Origin of the sequence: uncultured Deefgea sp. (genome assembly GCF_947072475.1) — a bacterium.
GTDB lineage: Bacteria > Pseudomonadota > Gammaproteobacteria > Burkholderiales > Chitinibacteraceae > Deefgea.
The window spans coordinates 22,991-42,455 of sequence record NZ_CAMTIA010000019.1; the positions used below are offsets into that span (position 1 = coordinate 22,991).

17 protein-coding genes and 1 tRNA gene are annotated in these 19,465 nt (G+C 50.2%); 7 read left to right on the forward strand and 11 right to left on the reverse strand.

Translation table 11 applies throughout. The features are described 5' to 3' along the window. Nucleotides 1–17 precede the first annotated feature (17 nt). From ampD to ttcA, 6 genes are all read right to left on the reverse strand, one after another. On the reverse strand, nt 18–629 hold the full coding sequence (ampD, locus tag Q0V82_RS08335) for a 1,6-anhydro-N-acetylmuramyl-L-alanine amidase AmpD (protein ID WP_297574695.1): 612 nt from the start codon (nt 627–629) through the stop codon (nt 18–20). Between the two features lie 28 nt (nt 630–657). Beyond that, nucleotides 658–2,025 (reverse strand): sigma-54 dependent transcriptional regulator, encoded by a 1,368-nt coding sequence (locus Q0V82_RS08340; protein WP_297574618.1) that lies wholly within the window; start codon nt 2,023–2,025, stop codon nt 658–660. Next, the gene (locus Q0V82_RS08345) at nt 2,009–3,595 is read right to left on the reverse strand and encodes a PAS domain-containing sensor histidine kinase (protein WP_297574621.1); all 1,587 of its coding nucleotides are present in this window, start codon (nt 3,593–3,595) and stop codon (nt 2,009–2,011) included. The genes Q0V82_RS08340 and Q0V82_RS08345 overlap by 17 nt, the downstream gene beginning before the upstream one ends. 51 nt (nt 3,596–3,646) lie before the next feature. Further along, a complete protein-coding gene (locus tag Q0V82_RS08350) occupies nt 3,647–4,141 on the reverse strand; it encodes an RNA pyrophosphohydrolase (RefSeq protein WP_173533088.1) in 495 nt (164 codons plus the stop codon). Nucleotides 4,142–4,309: 168 nt separating this feature from the next. After that, nucleotides 4,310–5,101, reverse strand: a complete 792-nt coding sequence (locus Q0V82_RS08355) for a fused MFS/spermidine synthase (RefSeq protein ID WP_297574625.1) — start codon at nt 5,099–5,101, stop codon at nt 4,310–4,312. Next, nucleotides 5,098–6,039 (reverse strand): tRNA 2-thiocytidine(32) synthetase TtcA, encoded by a 942-nt coding sequence (gene ttcA / locus Q0V82_RS08360; RefSeq protein ID WP_297574627.1) that lies wholly within the window; start codon nt 6,037–6,039, stop codon nt 5,098–5,100. Before ttcA ends, Q0V82_RS08355 begins: the two co-directional genes overlap by 4 nt. Nucleotides 6,040–6,446: 407 nt before the next feature. On the opposite strand from ttcA, the gene Q0V82_RS08365 reads away from it, so the two are divergent. Next, entirely contained in the window at nt 6,447–6,776 is a 330-nt protein-coding gene (locus tag Q0V82_RS08365) for a hypothetical protein (protein WP_297574629.1), read from the forward strand. Nucleotides 6,777–7,343: 567 nt separating this feature from the next. Here Q0V82_RS08365 and Q0V82_RS08370 read toward each other — a convergent pair. Continuing rightward, nucleotides 7,344–8,198, reverse strand: coding sequence for an FAD-dependent oxidoreductase (locus Q0V82_RS08370; RefSeq protein WP_297574630.1), 855 nt, complete (start codon nt 8,196–8,198; stop codon nt 7,344–7,346). 222 nt (nt 8,199–8,420) lie between these two features. On the opposite strand from Q0V82_RS08370, the gene Q0V82_RS08375 reads away from it, so the two are divergent. Both Q0V82_RS08375 and Q0V82_RS08380 read left to right on the forward strand, forming a co-directional pair. Beyond that, the gene (locus tag Q0V82_RS08375; RefSeq protein WP_297574633.1) at nt 8,421–9,587 is read left to right on the forward strand and encodes a class I SAM-dependent methyltransferase; all 1,167 of its coding nucleotides are present in this window, start codon (nt 8,421–8,423) and stop codon (nt 9,585–9,587) included. Nucleotides 9,588–9,782: 195 nt separating this feature from the next. Continuing rightward, entirely contained in the window at nt 9,783–10,589 is an 807-nt protein-coding gene (locus Q0V82_RS08380; RefSeq protein ID WP_297574635.1) for a 1-acyl-sn-glycerol-3-phosphate acyltransferase, read from the forward strand. Between the two features lie 403 nt (nt 10,590–10,992). Here the strand turns inward: Q0V82_RS08380 and Q0V82_RS08385 are convergent, their stop codons facing one another. Beyond that, nucleotides 10,993–12,456, reverse strand: a complete 1,464-nt coding sequence (locus Q0V82_RS08385) for an amino acid permease (RefSeq protein ID WP_297574638.1) — start codon at nt 12,454–12,456, stop codon at nt 10,993–10,995. A 199-nt stretch (nt 12,457–12,655) separates the two neighbouring features. Here Q0V82_RS08385 and Q0V82_RS08390 point away from each other — a divergent pair, with 199 nt between their 5' ends. Both Q0V82_RS08390 and Q0V82_RS08395 read left to right on the forward strand, forming a co-directional pair. Continuing rightward, nucleotides 12,656–13,969, forward strand: coding sequence for a Na+/H+ antiporter family protein (locus Q0V82_RS08390; RefSeq protein WP_297574641.1), 1,314 nt, complete (start codon nt 12,656–12,658; stop codon nt 13,967–13,969). 80 nt (nt 13,970–14,049) lie between these two features. Further along, nucleotides 14,050–14,126: transfer RNA gene (locus Q0V82_RS08395), tRNA-Met, on the forward strand. A gap of 360 nt (nt 14,127–14,486) precedes the next feature. Here Q0V82_RS08395 and Q0V82_RS08400 read toward each other — a convergent pair. After that, nucleotides 14,487–15,365, reverse strand: coding sequence for an AraC family transcriptional regulator (locus Q0V82_RS08400; protein ID WP_297574646.1), 879 nt, complete (start codon nt 15,363–15,365; stop codon nt 14,487–14,489). Nucleotides 15,366–15,476: 111 nt separating this feature from the next. Here Q0V82_RS08400 and Q0V82_RS08405 point away from each other — a divergent pair, with 111 nt between their 5' ends. Next, complete coding sequence (locus tag Q0V82_RS08405) at nt 15,477–16,235, forward strand: hypothetical protein (protein WP_297574650.1); 759 nt, start codon at nt 15,477–15,479, stop codon at nt 16,233–16,235. A gap of 44 nt (nt 16,236–16,279) precedes the next feature. Further along, on the forward strand, nt 16,280–16,825 hold the full coding sequence (locus Q0V82_RS08410; protein WP_297574653.1) for a carboxymuconolactone decarboxylase family protein: 546 nt from the start codon (nt 16,280–16,282) through the stop codon (nt 16,823–16,825). A 277-nt stretch (nt 16,826–17,102) separates the two neighbouring features. On the opposite strand, the gene ahpF is transcribed toward Q0V82_RS08410, so the two are convergent. Together ahpF and ahpC are read right to left on the reverse strand one after the other, a co-directional pair. Next, nucleotides 17,103–18,650 carry an alkyl hydroperoxide reductase subunit F gene (ahpF, locus tag Q0V82_RS08415; protein WP_297574656.1) on the reverse strand — a complete coding sequence of 516 codons (1,548 nt, stop codon included), beginning with the start codon at nt 18,648–18,650 and terminating at the stop codon, nt 17,103–17,105. A 140-nt stretch (nt 18,651–18,790) separates the two neighbouring features. Further along, the gene (ahpC, locus tag Q0V82_RS08420) at nt 18,791–19,354 is read right to left on the reverse strand and encodes an alkyl hydroperoxide reductase subunit C (protein ID WP_297574658.1); all 564 of its coding nucleotides are present in this window, start codon (nt 19,352–19,354) and stop codon (nt 18,791–18,793) included. Between the last annotated feature and the right edge of the window lie 111 nt (nt 19,355–19,465).

The window sequence follows — 19,465 nt, forward strand, 5'->3', positions numbered from 1 at the left end:
GCAACGCAGCATAAACATTAGCTTTGGCTGATGTTGCCAGTTTGGCGTAATTCCAAAATCGTTGCCGACAGCAAATCCCAGTAAAAATAAGGGCCGGGATCGGTTTTTCGCCCGGGTGCAATCTCGCTATGCCCCAATAAAAAAGCCAGCGGGTAGCGGCGCTGTAATGCCGCAGCCAGTGAATTCAACGCTGCATATTGCGCTGGCATAAACGGTACAAAGTCCGAGCCTTCCAATTCAATACCAATCGAAAAATCATTACAGCGCTCACGCGCTTGCCAACATGAAACGCCGGCATGCCAAGCGCGCAGCGTACACGGTACAAATTGCAGGATTTCACCACTACGGCGAATCAAAAAATGCGCCGAGACCCGCAATTGCGCCAACTCTGCATAACAAGCGTGATCAGCCACATCCAGCGTATTGGTAAATAGCCGCTCAATGTCCGGACCAGTAAATTCAAGCGCGCCTGCCGGTTGCGGTGGCAAATGAATATTGTGAATCACCAGCATATCGGGCGCTTGTCCTGCTGGGCGAGCATCGCAATTGGGGCTCGGTATCCGCTTGGCCGCATTGCACCAGCCCAGTTCATCGATTTCAAACTGCAATATGGGCTCATTCGATTTCATTGTTGCTGATTCACACCGCTCAAGCGACTTACTCATCTTGCGTAATCCCCAATCTTTCTAAGCGATAACGCAAACTGCGAAAAGTCACGCCGAGTAATTTGGCCGCCTGCGTTCGATTAAAGCCAGTTTTATCCAGCGCCGCGATAATGGCGGCTTTTTCGACTCGATCCAGATAATCTTGTAATGGATAAGTGTCGCCTAAATTAGCCGCAACGGCTTCGGCCTTATCGCCAGAGGCGTGCTGCAATTGCAAATCGTCGAGATCAATCTGCTGGCCATCGGCCAAAGCCATTGCGCGCTCAAGTAGATTTTCTAATTCACGCACATTACCGGGAAAATCATAACGGCATAGCGCCTCTTTGGCGGCGGCAGTAAAAGCCAGCACCGGCATGCCATGCCGCGCAGCGATGTCTTCGACTAAAAACTGGGCGATCAATAATACATCGTTGCCCATTTCGCGCAGTGCCGGCATTTTTAGCTCGATCACATTCAGTCGATAATACAAATCTTGCCGAAAACGCCCAGCCTCAACGCAGCGCGAGAGATTTTGATGCGTTGCCGAAATAATCCGCACATCCACGTCTTCTTCTTGCACCCCGCCCACTTTGCGTACTTTGCGCTCTTGAATGGCGCGCAGCAATTTAACTTGCATCAGCAAGGGCAAATCGGCGACTTCATCTAAAAAGAGCGTACCGCCGTGCGCCGCTTGAAAAAAGCCATCGCGATCCTCCAAGGCGCCAGTAAATGCGCCTTTGCGGTAGCCAAAAAACTCACTTTCCATCAAGTTTTCTGGAATCGCCCCGCAGTTCACCGCAATAAATGGCTGATCCACCCGGCTTGAGCAGCTATGAATCGTTCGCGCGGCCCGCTCTTTACCTGAACCAGATTCTCCGGTGACGTACACTGGCGCTTGATTGCGCGCTAGTTTTTCAATTAATACCAAAGCGTGTTGCAATGCCGGCGAATCACCCAGCAGCGGACGATCTCGCCGGGCGGCTTTCACCGCTGGCGTGGCTTCGATTTTAAGCGCTGATTTCACTAAAGCGCGTAGTTGCTCCAGTGCCACCGGCTTGGCCAAATAATCAAACGCACCGGCTTTGAGTGCCGCAACGGCATTCTCGGTATTGCCATACGCAGTAATCACCGCAATCGGTAAATCTAAACCTTTACTTTGAACATACCGAACTAGATCTAAGCCCTCACCATCGGGCATGCGCATATCGGTCAAACACAAATCAAAATGCTGGCGATCAATCAAAGCTTTGGCGGCAATCACCCCATTGGCGGTTTCAACCGCCAGCCCCATTTTGAGCAACGTTAATTCGAGTAGTTCGGCCAAATCAGGCTCATCATCCACCACCAAAACTCGGGGTAATACTTTAGATTTTTTCGCCATCGGTATATCCAAATAAAATTCGAAAACAAGCACCGCTCTCTGGCGGGGATTGATACTCCAGTAAAGCGGCATTGGCAGCGCAAATTTCCCGCGCAATATACAAACCCAAACCGGTGCCTTTACTTTCGGTGGTAAAAAAAGGCTCGAACAACTGGCTTTGCGCGTCGCTGGGCACCCTAGGTCCATCGTTAATCACACTGAGCATCCAGCCAGAGCGAAATACACTCACCGTAAAACGCAGACTATGATCTTGCTTTAAACAATAGCGCCATCCATTGCGCGACAAATTCCATAGCACTTGATGCAAATGCCCCACATCAAACCGCACCGTCGCCTCCGGCGGGCAAATGATGGCGAGCTGCACTGGGATTTTTTCTTGCTGCCGAAACTCATCGACAAAATTGGCCAGCCAATCGGCCAAGTGAATATCGATACGCTCAACTCGATCACGACGATTGAGCTCTAAGACGTCTTTCACCATTCGCTCAAGACGCAGGCTGTTGTCATTAATAATTCGCGTCAGTTTTTGCAATAAGGGATCGTCACTCGCCTCTTCGCGCATCAACTCAGCGGCATGGCTGATCGCCCCTAATGGATTGCGGATTTCATGCGCTAAATTGGCCGTTAAACGCCCCAGCGCGGCGAGTTTTAATTGCTGTGACTCACGGCGTAAGCGCGCCATATCTTCGAGATAAATCAGCACATTCCCGCTCGAATCCTGCGTCAAAGACACAAAGCGAGCACGCAAAGTATTGCGTCCCCCCGCCGTTTGCACTAATTCACTATTGCCCAACTCAGGAAACTCGCGCCAGCGCTGTAAAGGCCCAGCCAGCTCGGGGAAATCGGCCGCTAACGGGCCACCTAAATCAGCCCGCACACCGGTCACACGAACCGCTTGCTCATTAAATTGTTGAATTAAATTTTGATGATCGACCACCAATACGCCATCTGAAACATCTTGCAAAATCCGCGTATTCAGTTGACCTAAATTGGCAATATCCACACTGCGTCGTTCCGCCAATTCACGGTTTTCTTCGGCATACCGAGAGAGGCGGTATGCCAGCCAAGCAACCGCAAATGAAGCGATACAGAGAAATACCGTCGACATCGGTATCGTTGACTCTAAATCACCGTGAATCGCGCTCCACAGCATTTCAGCCAATAAAGCAATGCTGGCAATCGCCGCATGAAAAATCGTCATGCGGCCACGCGCAATCAAACCGGCGCCGGCTAAATAGGGTAATAATAAAATCCCAAATCCGCTTTTAATCCCACCGCCGAGATGCATCAAAGTGACAATAAAAATCACATCAATCAACACATGAATCGACAATTGCACGTCAAAACGCGGCCATTTTTTGGCAATACCAAAGGCAAAAACAATCCCGCACAAGGTATAAAACCCTAAAATCCAAATCACTCCCCAAAAATGATCGCGCTCCAGCAAGCTCTCACCGGTGAGCAAAAACGCGCCCACCATCAAGCCGATCACGATTAATAGCCGGAAAATATTAAAAAGAGAGAGCGATTGCCATAGATGCTCACTCGATGAGCGATTGAAATCGGGCATAAAATCCAAATAAAAAAACGGGCGACCCAAGCCGCCCGTTCTAATGCTGTTTTAGTTGACGACAGATGGCGGATGTTGACCAATCAATCGCGCTAACTCCCCCAAAGCCGCTTCATACACGCCACGTTTGAAATCAATCACCGCCTCAAGCGGCGACCAATATTCATTCCAGCGCCATGCATCAAACTCGGGATGCGTGGTTTTACGCAAGCAAACGTCAGAATCCTTCCCGACTAGCCTGAGCATAAACCAAATTTGTTTTTGTCCTCTGTAAGTCCCGCGCCATTCACGGCGCACCCAATTGGTCGGCACATCATATTTCATCCAGTCCCGCGTGCGGCCCACAATTTCTACATGCTCCGGCAGCAGACCAACTTCTTCGGCCAGCTCTCGAAACATCGCCTGCTCAGGAGTTTCCCCCTGCTTAATGCCGCCTTGCGGAAACTGCCACGAATGCTCTCGCACGCGTTTCCCCCAAAACACTTGGTTCTGTTGATTAATGATAATGATGCCGACGTTTGGCCGATAGCCGTCACGATCGAGCATAAGTACGACCTATTTAAGATTTCGTTGATTACCCTGATTTTTTCACATTCGCGAGCACTTGAAAACCTTTATTAACGCGGGGAGTGGGGAGTAGGGAATCGGGAGTGAAAAAAACCTTTCTTTTCTGCTTTTACTCCCTACTCCCTCACTCCCAACTCCCTGCCTTCATCAGATAAACAGACGTCGATCGTTATGCGGGTTCATTCGCGCCAAATCACTAACAAACTCATTAAATTCAAGACCATATTCCGCTTCGAGTTTTTTGGCTTTATCGGCTAATCGCTCCCACTGCGGATTGTTTTGTCCGCGCATAAATGCAAAAGCGATCACATTGCCTTTTTGCCGTGCTGGCAAGCAAATCAATCGACCTTCAAACACTTCGGACAATTGTGCGCAATACTGCTCAAACCGGCGATCAATACTCCATAAATTCACCGCCAAAACGCCATCATCGGTGAGCTTATGTTTGCACGCGGTAAAAAAATCGGTACTGGCCAATGGTGCGGCAATGCCGGTTGCCGAATACGCATCCATCATAATCATATCGACCGATTCGTCCGCCATATTGTAAACATGCGCCGCGCCATCGCCGGTAATCACTTGCAAACGCTCATCGTCTGGCGGCAAAAAAAACATCGAGCGCGCCACATTCACCACCTGCTGAAATAGCTCAACGCACGTCAAATGCGTCGTCGGCAAATACTCATGCACCCATTTGGCAATCGAGCCGCCGCCCAAGCCAATCAACAGCATTTTTTGCGGTGGCTCTAAAAACAATAAACTGCCAAATACGCAGCGCGAATACGCCAATAGCAATTCATTGGGCGCATTGATCTTCATCGCGCTTTGCGTGTCATCGCTACCAAAATGCAGTTTGCGAACGCCGCCCTCTTCAGAGACATCGATCATCAGCTCATCGTCAAAATTTCTCGGGCGACGCCGAGTGCGCGATAACATCATGACGCATCTCCACACGCGCTGGCTGCAGGCTTACTCGATAAAATCGAAATCCGGCTCGGATCAGTAAACGTTTCGCGATCAAATGCCTTATCACCATCGGCGCGTGGCGTGCCATCGGCCTTGGCATTTACAAAATCGTAACGCTTAGGATCAGCCAAATGCGATGGCACAATATTGCACATCGCGGTAAACATCGTTTCCAAACGCCCCGGAAAACGTCGATCCCAATCACGCAACATATCGCCAATCACTTGACGCTGTAAATTGGGCTGCGAGCCACATAAATTACACGGAATAATCGGAAATTCACGCGCTGCGCTGTATTTTTCAATGTCTTTTTCACGGCAATACGCCAATGGGCGAATCACCATATGTTTGCCATCGTCCGACACCAATTTGGGCGGCATGCCTTTGAGCTTGCCACCGTAAAACATATTCAAAAACAGCGTTTCTAAAATGTCATCCCGATGATGGCCCAGCGCAATCTTGGTTGCGCCCAATTCATCCGCTACGCGGTACAAAATGCCACGGCGCAAACGACTACACAAACCACAGGTGGTTTTTCCTTCTTCGATCACCCGCGTCACAATCGAATAGGTATCTTCTTCGATAATTCGATACTCAACGCCGATTTTGGCCAGATAAGCCGGCAAAATATGCTCAGGAAAACTCGGTTGTTTTTGGTCTAGATTCACCGCAACAATCGAAAAATTAATCGGCGCTGATTTTTGCAAACTCAGCAAAATATCCAGCATGGTGTAACTGTCTTTGCCGCCCGACAAACACACCATCACCCGATCGCCCTCTTCGATCATATTAAAATCGTTAATCGCGTCGCCCACGTTATGGCGCAAGCGTTTCACCAACTTATTGAAATTATATTTCTGCTTTTGCTCCGCCTCTGTCAGTTGCGGTTTCTCTTGCGGCTGTTCGGTCATTGCGTTCATAGAATAAATACGGGACGCCCAAAGGACGCCCCGCTATAGGTAATTGAATTGGCAGTGATTTTACCTGAAAAACCCCTACACGTACGCACAAAGCCATTCGCTCACAGCAACACACTGCTGAGTGTTTGATTTTTCACCGCAATCTCATACCGCAATAGGCCGCCAGAATGCGGTGTTGTAAAATCAGCAATTCAATACCGCAACTAAAATAACTTATATGCCCCCCTAAACCAGTGCAAAACCAGCAACTGGCAGGCCTATCACACAGCGCTACAATCAAGCTATGCGTGTGAAATAAATCCATCAAGGCAAAGGGCGCCCCCCCCCAAATGGATTTGTGCAACAAAGCCAATTAAAGTGCAAAATGCTCTGATTCAACTGAAATAAACTCACTTTTAATGAATCATCAAATCATCCACCTCCACCCACTCGCCCCCGCTAAACCCGCTATGGGTGCGGCGTGTAATGGTTGCGGGGTGTGTTGTGCGGCGGAGCCTTGTCCGGTGGGGGTGTTAATCAGCCGCAAACGGCGCGGGCGGTGCGCGGCTTTGGTTTGGGATGAAGCGCAACATCGCTATTGGTGCGGTATGTTGCTGGAACCCGCGCGCTATTTACCGGTTAATTGGCCTTGGCTCAATCGGCGCATTAGCCGCTGGGCGCAGCGCTCAATTGCCGCTGGGCTAGGCTGCGATTCGGACAGTCTTGTTGCCACTAAGCTGGATGCGTGACCCTATTGGCAAAAGAGATGCTGGTATTGTCTTCACCAGAAAACGCCATCTGGCACGCTTTAACCAAAAGCCTATCAAAAAATAAAGCGGGGTAAATACATAAATACAGTTCACTTAACGACAAACCCTGAAAACCTGACGCAGAGGCGCAGAGGCGCGGAGGAAAATCAGGGTTTTTCGATTGATTTTCTCTGTACCTTTGCGTCAAAAGCGACAACTGCAATGAAATCGAGGAAAAAAATGCCGCTCACTTGGCTTAAGTGAACGGCACTAGGGTATATACATAGCAATTCAGCTTTAAAAATCAAAAACTAACGCAAAGATGCCAAGAAAAAACGAGTCAATGCAACGGATTTTCAAACCAAGGTCGTCTTAAATAACCATTTTCGCTTTTCTCTGCGTCTCTGCGTCTCTGCGTCTCTGCGTCTCTGCGTCAAAAGTTTTTGAACCAATGAGATATGTATATTCACGCAGACTTTATGATGCAGTACCTACATAAATATACCCACTAATAAACAACTCAAGACCGCTCGCCAAGGCTAAATCAGTGCAGTGTCTACTGCGCACTCAGCAGCCCGACAGTGCGTGATCAATTTGCTTGGCCACCACCGCCGCTTGCCCTTGGGTGAGTAAAATATTGGGGTAGCTGGGGCAGCTCATATCGCCCAGAATAAACACATCTCGGCTGATTTGCTGATCTGGCCCATACAAGACTGGAAAGGCCGTAATCGACGTCGATGGCTGATAGCCGTAATACACTGCGGCATAATCGTAAGACTCACCAAATAATTCCACCCCGCTCGCGCTAACACTCAAAGGCAAAGCATCGCCATGCACCCGAAGATCAATCTGCGCGGCGCGCAATTGCTGCGCCAATACCGCCGATGCACGTAATTGACTGCGTACCAACATCACCACCGAGCAGCCCATCTCTTGCAAAATCAGCGCGTGTTCTGCGGCATTATCGCCACCGCCTAAAACCAACACCCGATGCCCGGTTTGTAGATGGGCAATTTTTTGTAATCCCGGCCCAACAATCACCCGCTCAGACTGAGCAAACGGCGAGACCGGCGCCGCGCCACAGGCAAACACCAGTTTTTTAGCCCGCATTGCGCGCCCATTACTCAGCTGACAGCGCCAAGCTTGCTCGATCTCATCACTCTCAATCTGCATTAATTCGCAACTGAGCTCGCAATGCGCCGTATCAATGCCCGCCACAATAGCCGCCATATAATCGCGCCCCGACACTGCAGGCCAGCCCGGAATCCATTTCAAAACATATTGGCTGTGCGCCAAAGGGCCGCCCAAATACGCTTCGCGCTCAACAATGCACCAGCTGCGCCCGAGCCCAGTGAGCCATTGCGCCAACGTTAGTCCGCCAACGCCGCCGCCAATAATTAATACCTCTACGTTGTCAGTCATCACTTTTAAAATTTATCTCCACAAAAGCTAGCGTCTATTGACGTTGGGTTTCCTGCTGCGCGGGATCGATTTTCACCGCCAATCACGGCGTAGCCAGCGCCGTGTCGTCATGCGATCTGCGCTGGCGAGCAGGCAGCGTCGCCGCGAAAAGCACCGCGCCTGCCACGCGATGGGAACCAACAATGCTAAAATCGGCGACACCTTAACTGGATCGACTTCGCCATGAATCAATTGCAATTACCCGTGCCATCGAGCGACGCGCTCGAAGCCAGCCAAGCCTTATGTCAGCATATTGCCGAAACGATAGACGCCCACGGCGGCTGGATTTCTTTTGCCGACTTTATGCGCTTGGCGATGTACACCCCGGCGCTGGGTTATTACAGCGGCGGCGCGACCAAGTTTGGTGGCGCTGGCGACTTTGTCACCGCACCGGAAATATCGCCTTTTTTTGGCGCCACGGTGGCCGCCACGTTGGCGCATGTGCTCGATGAAATCGGTCAAAAGTCCGCCAGTGTGTTGGAAGTCGGCGCGGGCACCGGCCAACTGGCGGCGCAAATTTTGCAAGAACTCGAGCGCCGCAATGCCTTACCCCTACACTATGCCATCTTGGAGCTTTCCGGCCAATTACGCGAGCGTCAGCGTCAAACTTTGCTTACTTTAGTACCACATTTAATCGCTCGCGTGCAGTGGCTTGATGCACTGCCCGAGGATTTTGTCGGCATCATGCTCGGCAATGAAGTGCTCGACGCCATGCCGTGCGAGCTGGTGCAACTGGCCGATGGGCAATGGCAACAACGCGGCGTCATCCTCGGTGAGCATGGTTTTGCCCTGCAAAATCGGCCGATTCAATCTGCGCAATTGGCCGCCGCTTGCGAGCCTTTGCCAACGATTGCCAACTACACCAGCGAAATTCACCTCGAAGCGCAAGGCTTTATCGCTGCACTCGGGCAAAGCTTGCTGCGCGGTATGATCTTACTGATTGATTATGGTTTCCCGCAGCGCGAGTATTACCACCCTGAACGCAGCATGGGCACGCTGATTGGCCATTATCGCCACCACACCATTCACGATCCGTTCTTTTATCCTGGGCTTACCGACATCACCTGCCACATTGATTTTACCGCGATGTATACCGCTGCAGAAGCCAGTGGACTTAGCCTAGAGGGCTATACCACTCAGGCCAGCTATTTGCTCGACGCCGGTATTCTCGACTTTGCCCAGCAATTGCCCACCACCAGCATCGACTACATGAAAAGCGCCGCTGCCATTCAAAAACTCACTACGCATGCCGAAATGGGCGAGATTTTTAAAGTGATCGCTTTTTCTAAAGGTCTCACTGGCGACACCGCCCCCGGTTTATGCGGGCGTGATCGCTCTGGTGAGCTGTAAATCCATCCCGCCCCACTGCCGCGTGGGGCGCGGCTTGCAGCGGTTGCCATCGATAATCGCAGCTAAAATCAGACACAACAGCAGATAAATCCACTTTAAATCTAGTCACGATGCGCAATGCCACGCAGTTGGTGTATTTTGATGCCCGCGTAAGTAATAATCGCAAGGGGCACGCCAATTGAGTAAGGATAAATCGTGATAAAAACTTGGCTGAGAATCCATCGATTGCAGCAATTTGTGCGGCATGTGATTTACGGCATGCTGATGGTGCGCTTTCAGTTTCCTCGACTCAATCACGCAGCGCGGCTGAATAAAACCCAAGCTTGGTCGCAACAATTAGCGCAAAAACTCGGTTTCACCCTCAAAGTCTTTGGCCAAGCCACCCCGCTACACCCCGCCAATCATCTACTGCTGGCCAATCACATCTCATGGTTTGATATTTTTGCCATCAATAGCGTCACCGTCGCCCGCTTTGTCGCCCGATCCGACGTGCAAACTTGGCCCGTCATCGGCATGCTGTGCCAAGGCGCTGGCACGGTGTTTATTGATCGCAGCAAAGCCCGCGACACCCAACGCGTTAACGCCAGCATCAGCAGCGCACTCAATAATCAAGAATGCATCGCTTTTTTCCCCGAAGGCACCACCAGCGACGGCCAAGCAATCCGCCCATTCAAAGCCTCGCTCATCCAAAGCGCCTTTGAAACCAACGCCACCATCCAACCGATTTATCTGCGCTACACCAACGCCGCCGGTCAATACGTCAGCGACGCCGCCTACATCGACGACATGAGCATCGCCGGCTCGCTGTGGCAAATCACCGGCGCACAGCACCTCTGTATCGAACTCCATTTTCTAGCGCCACTCACCCCCGAAGGCCACGATAGACGCAGCCTCAACAAAGCAGTCGAAGCCATGATCCGCGCCAAACATGAAAGTTTGCAGCGGATGGGCACCTTGCCACAGCAAGCCTGTGCGCAGGGAGTGGATGAGGTGGTAGCTTGACGATGTGAGGGGTATTTTGTGGGTATAGCCAGCAGCGCTTCTTAGCTCAAAGGCTACAAACAAATACATCATCGTAGGGCGAGTTAGCCTTTAGGCGTAACCCGCCAATGTGAATCAGTCGCGATAAAATTAGCTCCTCATCCGCGTGCGCAAAATTTGCGCACCCTACATGGCTACGATGCGGTAGGGTGGAATAAACGAAGTGCATTCCACCTAGGCCACAACGATCCGGTGGAATGCGCGGAGCTTATTCCACTCTACCAAAGCGATGTATTTGATTACAGGTAATTATCTACAAGCCATAGCAGGCAATACCCATATAATTCATATATTGCGCTTTGATTTTTTCAACAAAAAAAATAGCCCCGATGCTGCGGGGCTATTTCTGCATTTGCTGGCAAGATTAATCGCGCTGGCTGTCTAAATCCATTTTTTCATACGTGATAAATTGCGTTTTGTTTTTGTAGCGATAGCTAAGCCAAATCAACAAAAACAGCGGAATACCAATATAAGTGGCAACCACACTACCCCAATCAATCGTGCCGGCCATAAAGGCTTGGTAGTTTTGGCCGAGCATAATCACCATACACAAGGCAAAGGCAAACATCGGGCCAAAGGGATAAAATTTCGAACGATACGGTAAATCGTTAATGTCACGGCCTTGCAAGATATAGGCTTTACGGAAGCGATAATGGCAAATCGCAATCCCAAGCCAAGCAATAAAGCCGGTCATCCCTGAGGTGCTCAGTAGCCATAAATACACGGTTTTTTCACCAAAAATCGAGGCAAAAAAGCACAACATTGCCACCAAACAAGTGGCGTACAAAGCATTGCGTGGCACGCCATTGTTTGACAATTTAGCAAACATTTTTGGCGCTTTGCCTTCTGTAGCCAATGAATACAGCATCCGGCTTGAGGCATACATGCCTGAGTTACCGGCCGATAAAATCGCCGTTAAAATCACCGCGTTCATCACGCTCGCGGCAAAGGCAATGCCGGCGTTTTGAAACACCAAGGTAAACGGACTAACGCCAACATTGGCTAAATCGCTTTTAAGCAAATTCGGGTCAGTGTAGGGAATCAACATGCCGATGACGAAAATCGCCAATACATAAAACAGCAAAATCCGCCAAAACACTTGCTTGATCGCACGCGGGATGTTTTTTTGCGGGTTTTCGGATTCGCCAGCGGCAATACCGACTAATTCAGTGCCTTGGAATGAGAACCCGGCAATCATCGCCACCCCGAGCATCGCGGGGAAACCACCGACAAAAGGACCGTCGCCCATGGTGAAGTTTTCAAAACCCACGCTGTGCGTGCCATTTAAGATGCCAAAAATCATCAACACACCGGTAATGATAAAGATCACCACGGTCACAACTTTAATCAGCGAAAACCAAAACTCCGCTTCACCAAAACCTTTCACCGAGAGGTAGTTGAGTGAAAACATAATCGCGAGGAACAAGGCGCTCCACAACATGCCTGAGCTGTCTGGAAACCAAAACTTCATCACCATACTGGCCGCAGCCAATTCAACGGCAATGGTCACCGCCCAGTTGTACCAGTAGTTCCAACCCAAGGCAAAGCCAAAACCGGGCTCAACAAATTTAGCCCCGTAAGTCGAGAACGAGCCTGAAACCGGCATATACGCGGCCATTTCGGCCAAGCTGGTCATCAAAAAATACACCATCAAACCGATCACGGCGTAAGCAGCCAAAGCGCCACCAGCGCCCGCTTGGGCCACCGTCGCGCCCGAGGCCACAAATAAACCGGTCCCAATCGAGCCACCAATGGCAATCATGGAAAGATGACGTACACGCAAATTGCGTTTGAGGTGGGGTGCCGTCTGGGCTTCCTCTGCGATCATGCTAAATCCTTTGAACATAAAACGGGGAGCAAAACCAATCTTCACCCCCAAGGGGACAAGATGGTATCAGCTCAGATCGATTCCTAATACCCATAAAATCCCATATCCGCAATCAAGCGAAACATCAATTGATGATTTATCTCTAAACAACTCCCCCTTCTACAGGTAAAGTGGCATCTTTTTGACCAAGTTTTTACTTATGAATGCCGTTTTAATTGCAGTAACACTGATGCTCGCGCTCTCTTTGAGCCGCATTCATGTGGTGGTCAGTATCCTCATTAGTGCCGTGGTCGGCGGTTTGGTCGGTGGTTTGGAATTAAGTAAAACCATCGCCGCATTCAATGGCGGCCTCGGTGGTGGCGCAGGGATTGCGCTGTCTTACGCGCTACTGGGTGCTTTTGCCTTGGCGCTGGCCGAGTCGGGTTTGCCGCACGCGATGGCCGATGGTCTGGCCAAATTAAGTGCCAAAAGCAGCAATAGCCAGCGCGTGAAATGGGGCATTGTGTTGGCCGTTTTGGCGCTAGCGATTTCCTCGCAAAACATTTTGCCGATTCATATCGCGTTTATTCCGCTGGTGATTCCGCCACTGCTCTTTACGCTGGCGCAATTTAAAGTCGACCGCCGTTTATTGGCGTGTGTGATGACTTTTGGTTTGATTACGCCGTATATGTTGTTCCCTGTGGGCTTTGGTGAGATTTTCTTAACCCAAATTTTATTGGGCAGCATTACCAAATCAGGCTTAGATGTCAGCCACGTGAATGTGATGCACGCGATGGCGCTGCCGGCATTGGGGATGGTGTTTGGTTTACTCACCGCGGTATTTGTCACTTACCGTAAACCACGCCAATACAATATGGACGTGCTCAAAGCGGTTGAGCGCGAAGACAGTCGCTACACGCGCCGCTCATTGAGCGTGGCGGTGTTGGCGATGGTGACGACCTTTATCGTGCAGCTGTGCGTCGATTCGATGCTGCTCGGTGCGCTAGCCGGCTTTACCGTCTGTGTACTCGGTGGCGCAGTGCCTTGGCGACAAGCCGATAGTGTCTTTAGCGAAGGCATGAAAATGATGGCCGGCATTGGTCTGATTATGATTGCTGCTTCTGGCATGGCCGAAGTACTCAAAGCCACCGGCGATGTGGCCAGCTTGGTCACGCAATCGGCGGATCTAATCGGCAATAGCAAAGCACTGGCGGCGTTTTTGATGTTGCTGGTCGGTTTGGTGGTGACCTTGGGCATCGGCTCTTCATTCTCGACGGTACCTATCTTAGCCACCATCTATGTGCCGCTGGCGATGCAACTCGGCTTTAGCCCAGCAGCGATTGTTTGCTTGGTCGGCACGGCAGGTGCATTGGGTGATGCGGGCTCGCCAGCGTCTGATTCAACACTGGGCCCAACGGCAGGTTTAAATGTCGATGGTCAGCACAACCACATTTGGGATACTTCAGTACCGACTTTCTTGCATTTCAACCTGCCATTAATGGCATTTGGTTGGGTTGCGGTGATGGTTTTATAAATATTTTGCGTTTTATCTGATTATTTATAAAAAAGGGCTTGCCAAGACTAAATTCATCGGTGATAATAGCGCCCTCTCTTGGCTATGTAGCTCAGTTGGTTAGAGCACAGCACTCATAATGCTGGGGTCGCAGGTTCGAGTCCCGCCATAGCCACCAGTTATCATTCTCTGGCTAGCACAGAGAATTCAAAAGCCCCGTTAATCTTAGGATTACGGGGGTTTTTGTTGCCTGCTCGATATTGATTACCGATGTATTGCCAGCCAAACCAATAGAAAAGCTGATTGCAGCCATATACCTGCATATACGGCCGAGTCCAGATGAAACATTGATACTGCGCCTCGCGCTCGAACCAAGGCTTGCAAATCACGCCAAGCGCAGCAAATCCCACATTAATCGCTTGCCAAACGAATCAGCGCAAAATCTATTCACTCGTAGCCAGCTTAGAACTTAAATACATTCACGCAAAGCTGCCGCTCGGTCTTTGCAGGCTCGTGCATCCACTGTGTTCAACCCATCTCAAACCTCTGGGCTATGGCTCTGCGCAAGCCAAGCCCTTGGCGACAAACCAACTCGTTGCGCAAAAACCCGTGACAGCGCTGACGAATTCGCATATCCCAAATTAGATGCAATCAACTTCACGGCATACCCTTGCCGCAGCTGTTTCTTTGCCAGCGCCATACGCCAATCAGTCAAGTATTCAGCTGGAGCAACGCCCACCACCCGCTTGAAGCGACTAGCAAAGGCACTGCGTGACATGCTGGCTCGCTCTGCCAGCGCCTCGAGAGTCCAAGGCAACTGTGGATTGTCATGAATGGCAGTGAGCGCATACGCCAATTGCGAATCAGCCAATCCCGACGCCAGACCAATCGAAACGCCGCCCTCTTCACCATGATCGAGCAACCAGCGCAGCAATTGAAGCAACACGACAGCAAACAAGCGATCTGCGATCAATTTTTGCCCGCACCGCACTTGATCGACCTCCTGAAATAATAACTCGAGCGCGCCAGCCAAACTCGGCACCTTAGATAGCGGTAGCACAATGAGTGCTGGCAATGCCCGCACCAAAGGATGCGTCACTCCGCCATCAAAAGACACCGTCGCGCAGGTGAAATCAGCGCCATCTTGCGGCGCATTGTGAAACTGATGCGCCAGTGGCTGAGGATAAAACAGCAAAGTGGGCTCAACAATTTCAATGCGAGATTGCAGCCCTGAATTTTGGTGGTGCGTCACCACCACGCCCCCTCTGCGCAGGACATGAAAAAAGCCTCGCCCTGTCTTCGCTTCAAAATCACTCACACCACACAATATGCCAGCATGAAAAAGGCTAACAGAGACTGGAAAACGTTCCAGCAATGAGGAAAGTCGATCTAAGGGGGGTTTTGAATTAATCAGCATTTGTACGAATAGGTATGTTGTTGATACGGTTAGACACCAATAGTACACGACAACGGAGCAGACTATGTCTTGTGCATATTTGCACCATTTTACGAGCTACGAGGCATTCACATGAGAAAAAATCATAGTTACCCCCACTTCGCACTTGCCGTCGCTTTGGCAGGATTTTGCCATTATGCCGCCGCTCACGACAATGAACACTCCGGCGGAATCGAGAGCAAAGCCAGCGCATCGGTCAAGTCACCCTACGACATTGTGCACACCAAAATCTCAACCGAGGGCAATGAGGCCGTGTTTCACATGCAGGTTTCTGGAAAAGCCGGCGCAAGCAAGCCCGCCAAGTCAGGAAAACTAGCAGGAAGCCGCGTTTTTTCTTATGTTTGGCCCACCTCGTTAGATCCATCGACCGTTGGCTTTGAAGCTAACAGCGGAATTTTGGCCTTAGCAATCACTTCCCACCCCGATTTTGATGACACCCCTTTGTTTGATGAGAATGCAGACAACAATCCAAAGAACGATGGTGCAGTTTGGCATACCCACTGGGTGGTACTACAGCCCGACAAAGCTTGCGGTAAAGACGCCCTTAAAGTTGTCGACATCCCCAAAGACGCCAAACCCAAGCTCCCTAAGACATGGCCGCAATTGCCGATATTGATCGATAGCCCAGGCTGGAGCCCAACGTTCAAGGGCGACACCTTAGAAGTGCGCGTGCCTTTTGATGATATTGGTGCGATCAACGCAGCAAGTTTTGATGGCGTCACCGCCGCCTTGCGCGTGAATGCCAGCGTCCACAGTCCGCTACTGTGTGTAGTGAATGTCTTTAAAGTGGCCTCTGGTGATTTATCACTCCCGGGCAAGGTTAATCATTAATTCAACGGTTTCAACCGTTCTCGATCAACGAAAAGGAAATCACCATGTCCCGCGTACAACTTATTAACGCTGCCGAAACCACAGCCAATCGCCAAATTTTATTAGCGCAGATTCAGCAAGCTTTTGGTGCAACACCGAATATGTTTAAAGCCGTTGCTAATTCACCTGCGGCGCTAAGCAGCATGTGGGGTTCATTTGCAGCTTTAGGCTCCGGCGTACTGGGTGCAAAACTCGGTGAGCAGATCGCCGTGGCAATTGCTGACTACAATCGCTGCGAATATTGCTTAGCTGCGCATACGGTATTGGGCAAAAATGCCGGCGTGAGCGCCGATGACTTGCAGGCCGCCCAAGCTGGCCAGTCCACCGATGCTAAAACCGCAGCGGCATTGACGTTTGCCTTAAAGGTTGTCAAAAACCGCGCGCAAGTTTCAAATCAAGATATCAGCGAATTACGTGCGGCTGGTTTTGACGACGAACATATCGTCGAAATCCTCGCGCATATTGCGCTGAATATTTTCACTAATTATGTGAATGTCGCTTTTGATGTGCCGGTGGACTTTCCACGGGTCGCGTTAAATCCTACAGTCTGATCGATGCTAACAAGCGGCACATGACGCATCACATGAAGTACACAAGCAGACGATGATGTCGCTCAGTATTAAAACAAATGCCAATAGTATTGCCATGCAGCGCTTTTAGATAAAAGCATAGATGGCAATACCTCGATAAATGCGAAACAATTATTCGGGCAATACAGCCACTACACACAACAAGATACTGACACGAAAATTTTGCGATTTACCTGAAGCAGTTGCATAAAAAAACGAGGCGCTTGGCCTCGTTTTTTACGTCATTTCAATCTTGCGATTAATGCCCGCTGCGAATCAGGTGATCAAAAGCCGATAACGAGGCTTTAGCGCCTTCGCCCATGGCGATAATAATTTGTTTAAACGGCACGGTCGTCACATCACCGGCGGCAAACACGCCCGGTACTGAGGTCTGGCCACGAGCATCAACGATGATTTCGCCGCTTGGGCTTAAATCGACCACGCCTTTTAACCAATCGGTATTAGGCAACAAGCCAATCTGCACAAAGATGCCTTCTAGCTCAATGCTGCGCGCTTCGCCAGAAGCACGATCGGTGTAATTGAGCGCAGTGACTTTTTCGCCATTGCCAATCACCGCCGTGGTTTGTGCTTGCGTCAAAATCGTCACATTTGGCAGGCTGCGCAATTTGCTTTGCAATACCGCATCAGCGCGCATTTGTTCGCCAAACTCAAGCAAGGTGACATGGCTAACAATCCCCGCCAAATCAATCGCCGCTTCGACGCCGGAATTGCCGCCACCAATTACCGCCACACGTTTGCCTTTAAATAAAGGACCATCGCAATGCGGGCAGTACGCCACGCCACGACCACGGTATTCTTGCTCGCCCGGCACATTCATTTCACGCCAACGCGCACCTGTCGACAAAATCACGCTGCGACTTTGCAATTTAGCGCCATTGACCAATTCAATTTCAATCAAATCGCCCGGAGTTAATTTGCTAGCGCGTTGCAAATTCATAATATCCACATCGTATTCGCGAACATGGTTTTCTAAGGCGCTGGCCAATTTCGGGCCTTCGGTGGCTTTAACCGAAATAAAATTCTCAATGCCCATGGTATCGAGCACTTGACCGCCGAAACGCTCTGCAACCACGCCAGTACGAATCCCTTTACGGGCAGCATACACTGCAGCCGAGGCACCGGCTGGGCCACCACCGACCACCAACACATCAAACGCCGCTTTGGCATTGATGTCTTGGGCGGCACGCTCACCGCTGCGGGTATCGAGCTTGGCCACGATTTCTTCAACCGTCATCCGGCCTTGACCAAAAGGCTGCTCGTTGAGCAACACGGTTGGTACCGCCATTACGCGCTGCTCAGCCACATAATCTTGATACAAAGCACCATCGACCATGGTGTGGGTAATTGCTGGATTGAGTACGGCTAATAAATTCAAGGCTTGCACCACATCAGGGCAGTTGTGGCAAGACAAAGAAATAAACGATACAAAGTTCAATGGCCCTGGCAATGATTTAATCGTGGCAATCGTTGCCTCATCGACTCGTGGTGGATGACCACCGACTTGCAATAAAGCCAAGACCAAAGACGTAAATTCATGCCCCAATGGAATGCCGGCAAAATGCACGCGCGGCGCATCGCCAAGGCGAGCAATGGCAAACGATGGGCGCAAGGCGGCAACGCCATCCATACGCAACGTCACTTTAGAATTTAAAGCGGCGATTTCTTGCAATAAAGTGCCCATTTCATTGGCGGCAGCAGTTTGATCTAATGAAGCAATCAATTCGATCGGATATTGTAGTTTTTCGAGATAGCCCTGCAATTGGGCGCTAATTTGAGCATCGAGCATGGGGATTCTCCGGTTGAATTTCACTGATCAAGGGAAACTTGATCACTGAAATCCATGCCGCCAGCGGCGGCACGGATTAACAGACTGATCTAAATACGGAGTACTTAGATCGCTAAAGCAGAGGGTTTACAGCGCAGGAATTAGATCTTGCCAACTAAATCCAAAGACGGCTTCAAAGTCTCTTCACCTGGGGTCCATTTTGCTGGGCAAACTTCACCTGGATGGCTCGCAATGTATTGCGCTGCTTGTACTTTGCGTAGCAATTCTTTGGCGTCACGGCCAATACCCAAGTCATGAATTTCTGCGACTTTGATCTCGCCTTCTGGGTTGATCACAAAAGTGCCGCGCAATGCCAAGCCTTCTTCTTCGATCATCACATCAAAGTTGCGAGTAATCGCACCTGTTGGATCACCGATCATTGGGTAGTTGATTTTTTTGATGGTGTCAGACGCATCGTGCCAAGCTTTGTGAGTGAAGTGGGTATCAGTGGATACTGAGTACACTTCAACGCCCATTTTTTGGAATTCTGGGTATACATCAGCCAAGTCGCCTAACTCAGTTGGGCAAACAAAAGTAAAGTCAGCTGGGTAAAAGAACACAATCGACCACTTACCTTTTAGCGTTTCATCGCTAACAGGAACAAATTTGCCTTCGTGGTAAGCAGTTGCTTTGAAAGGTTTGATAACGGTATTGATAATGGCCATGGTGTAGCTCCTTGTGAACAGCGTTGTGTGTAATTGACAGGAGCCATTCTAGCCACAATACAGCGATAGTTAAAATGAAATATTTACATCGACCCGTTAGTTTTTTTATAT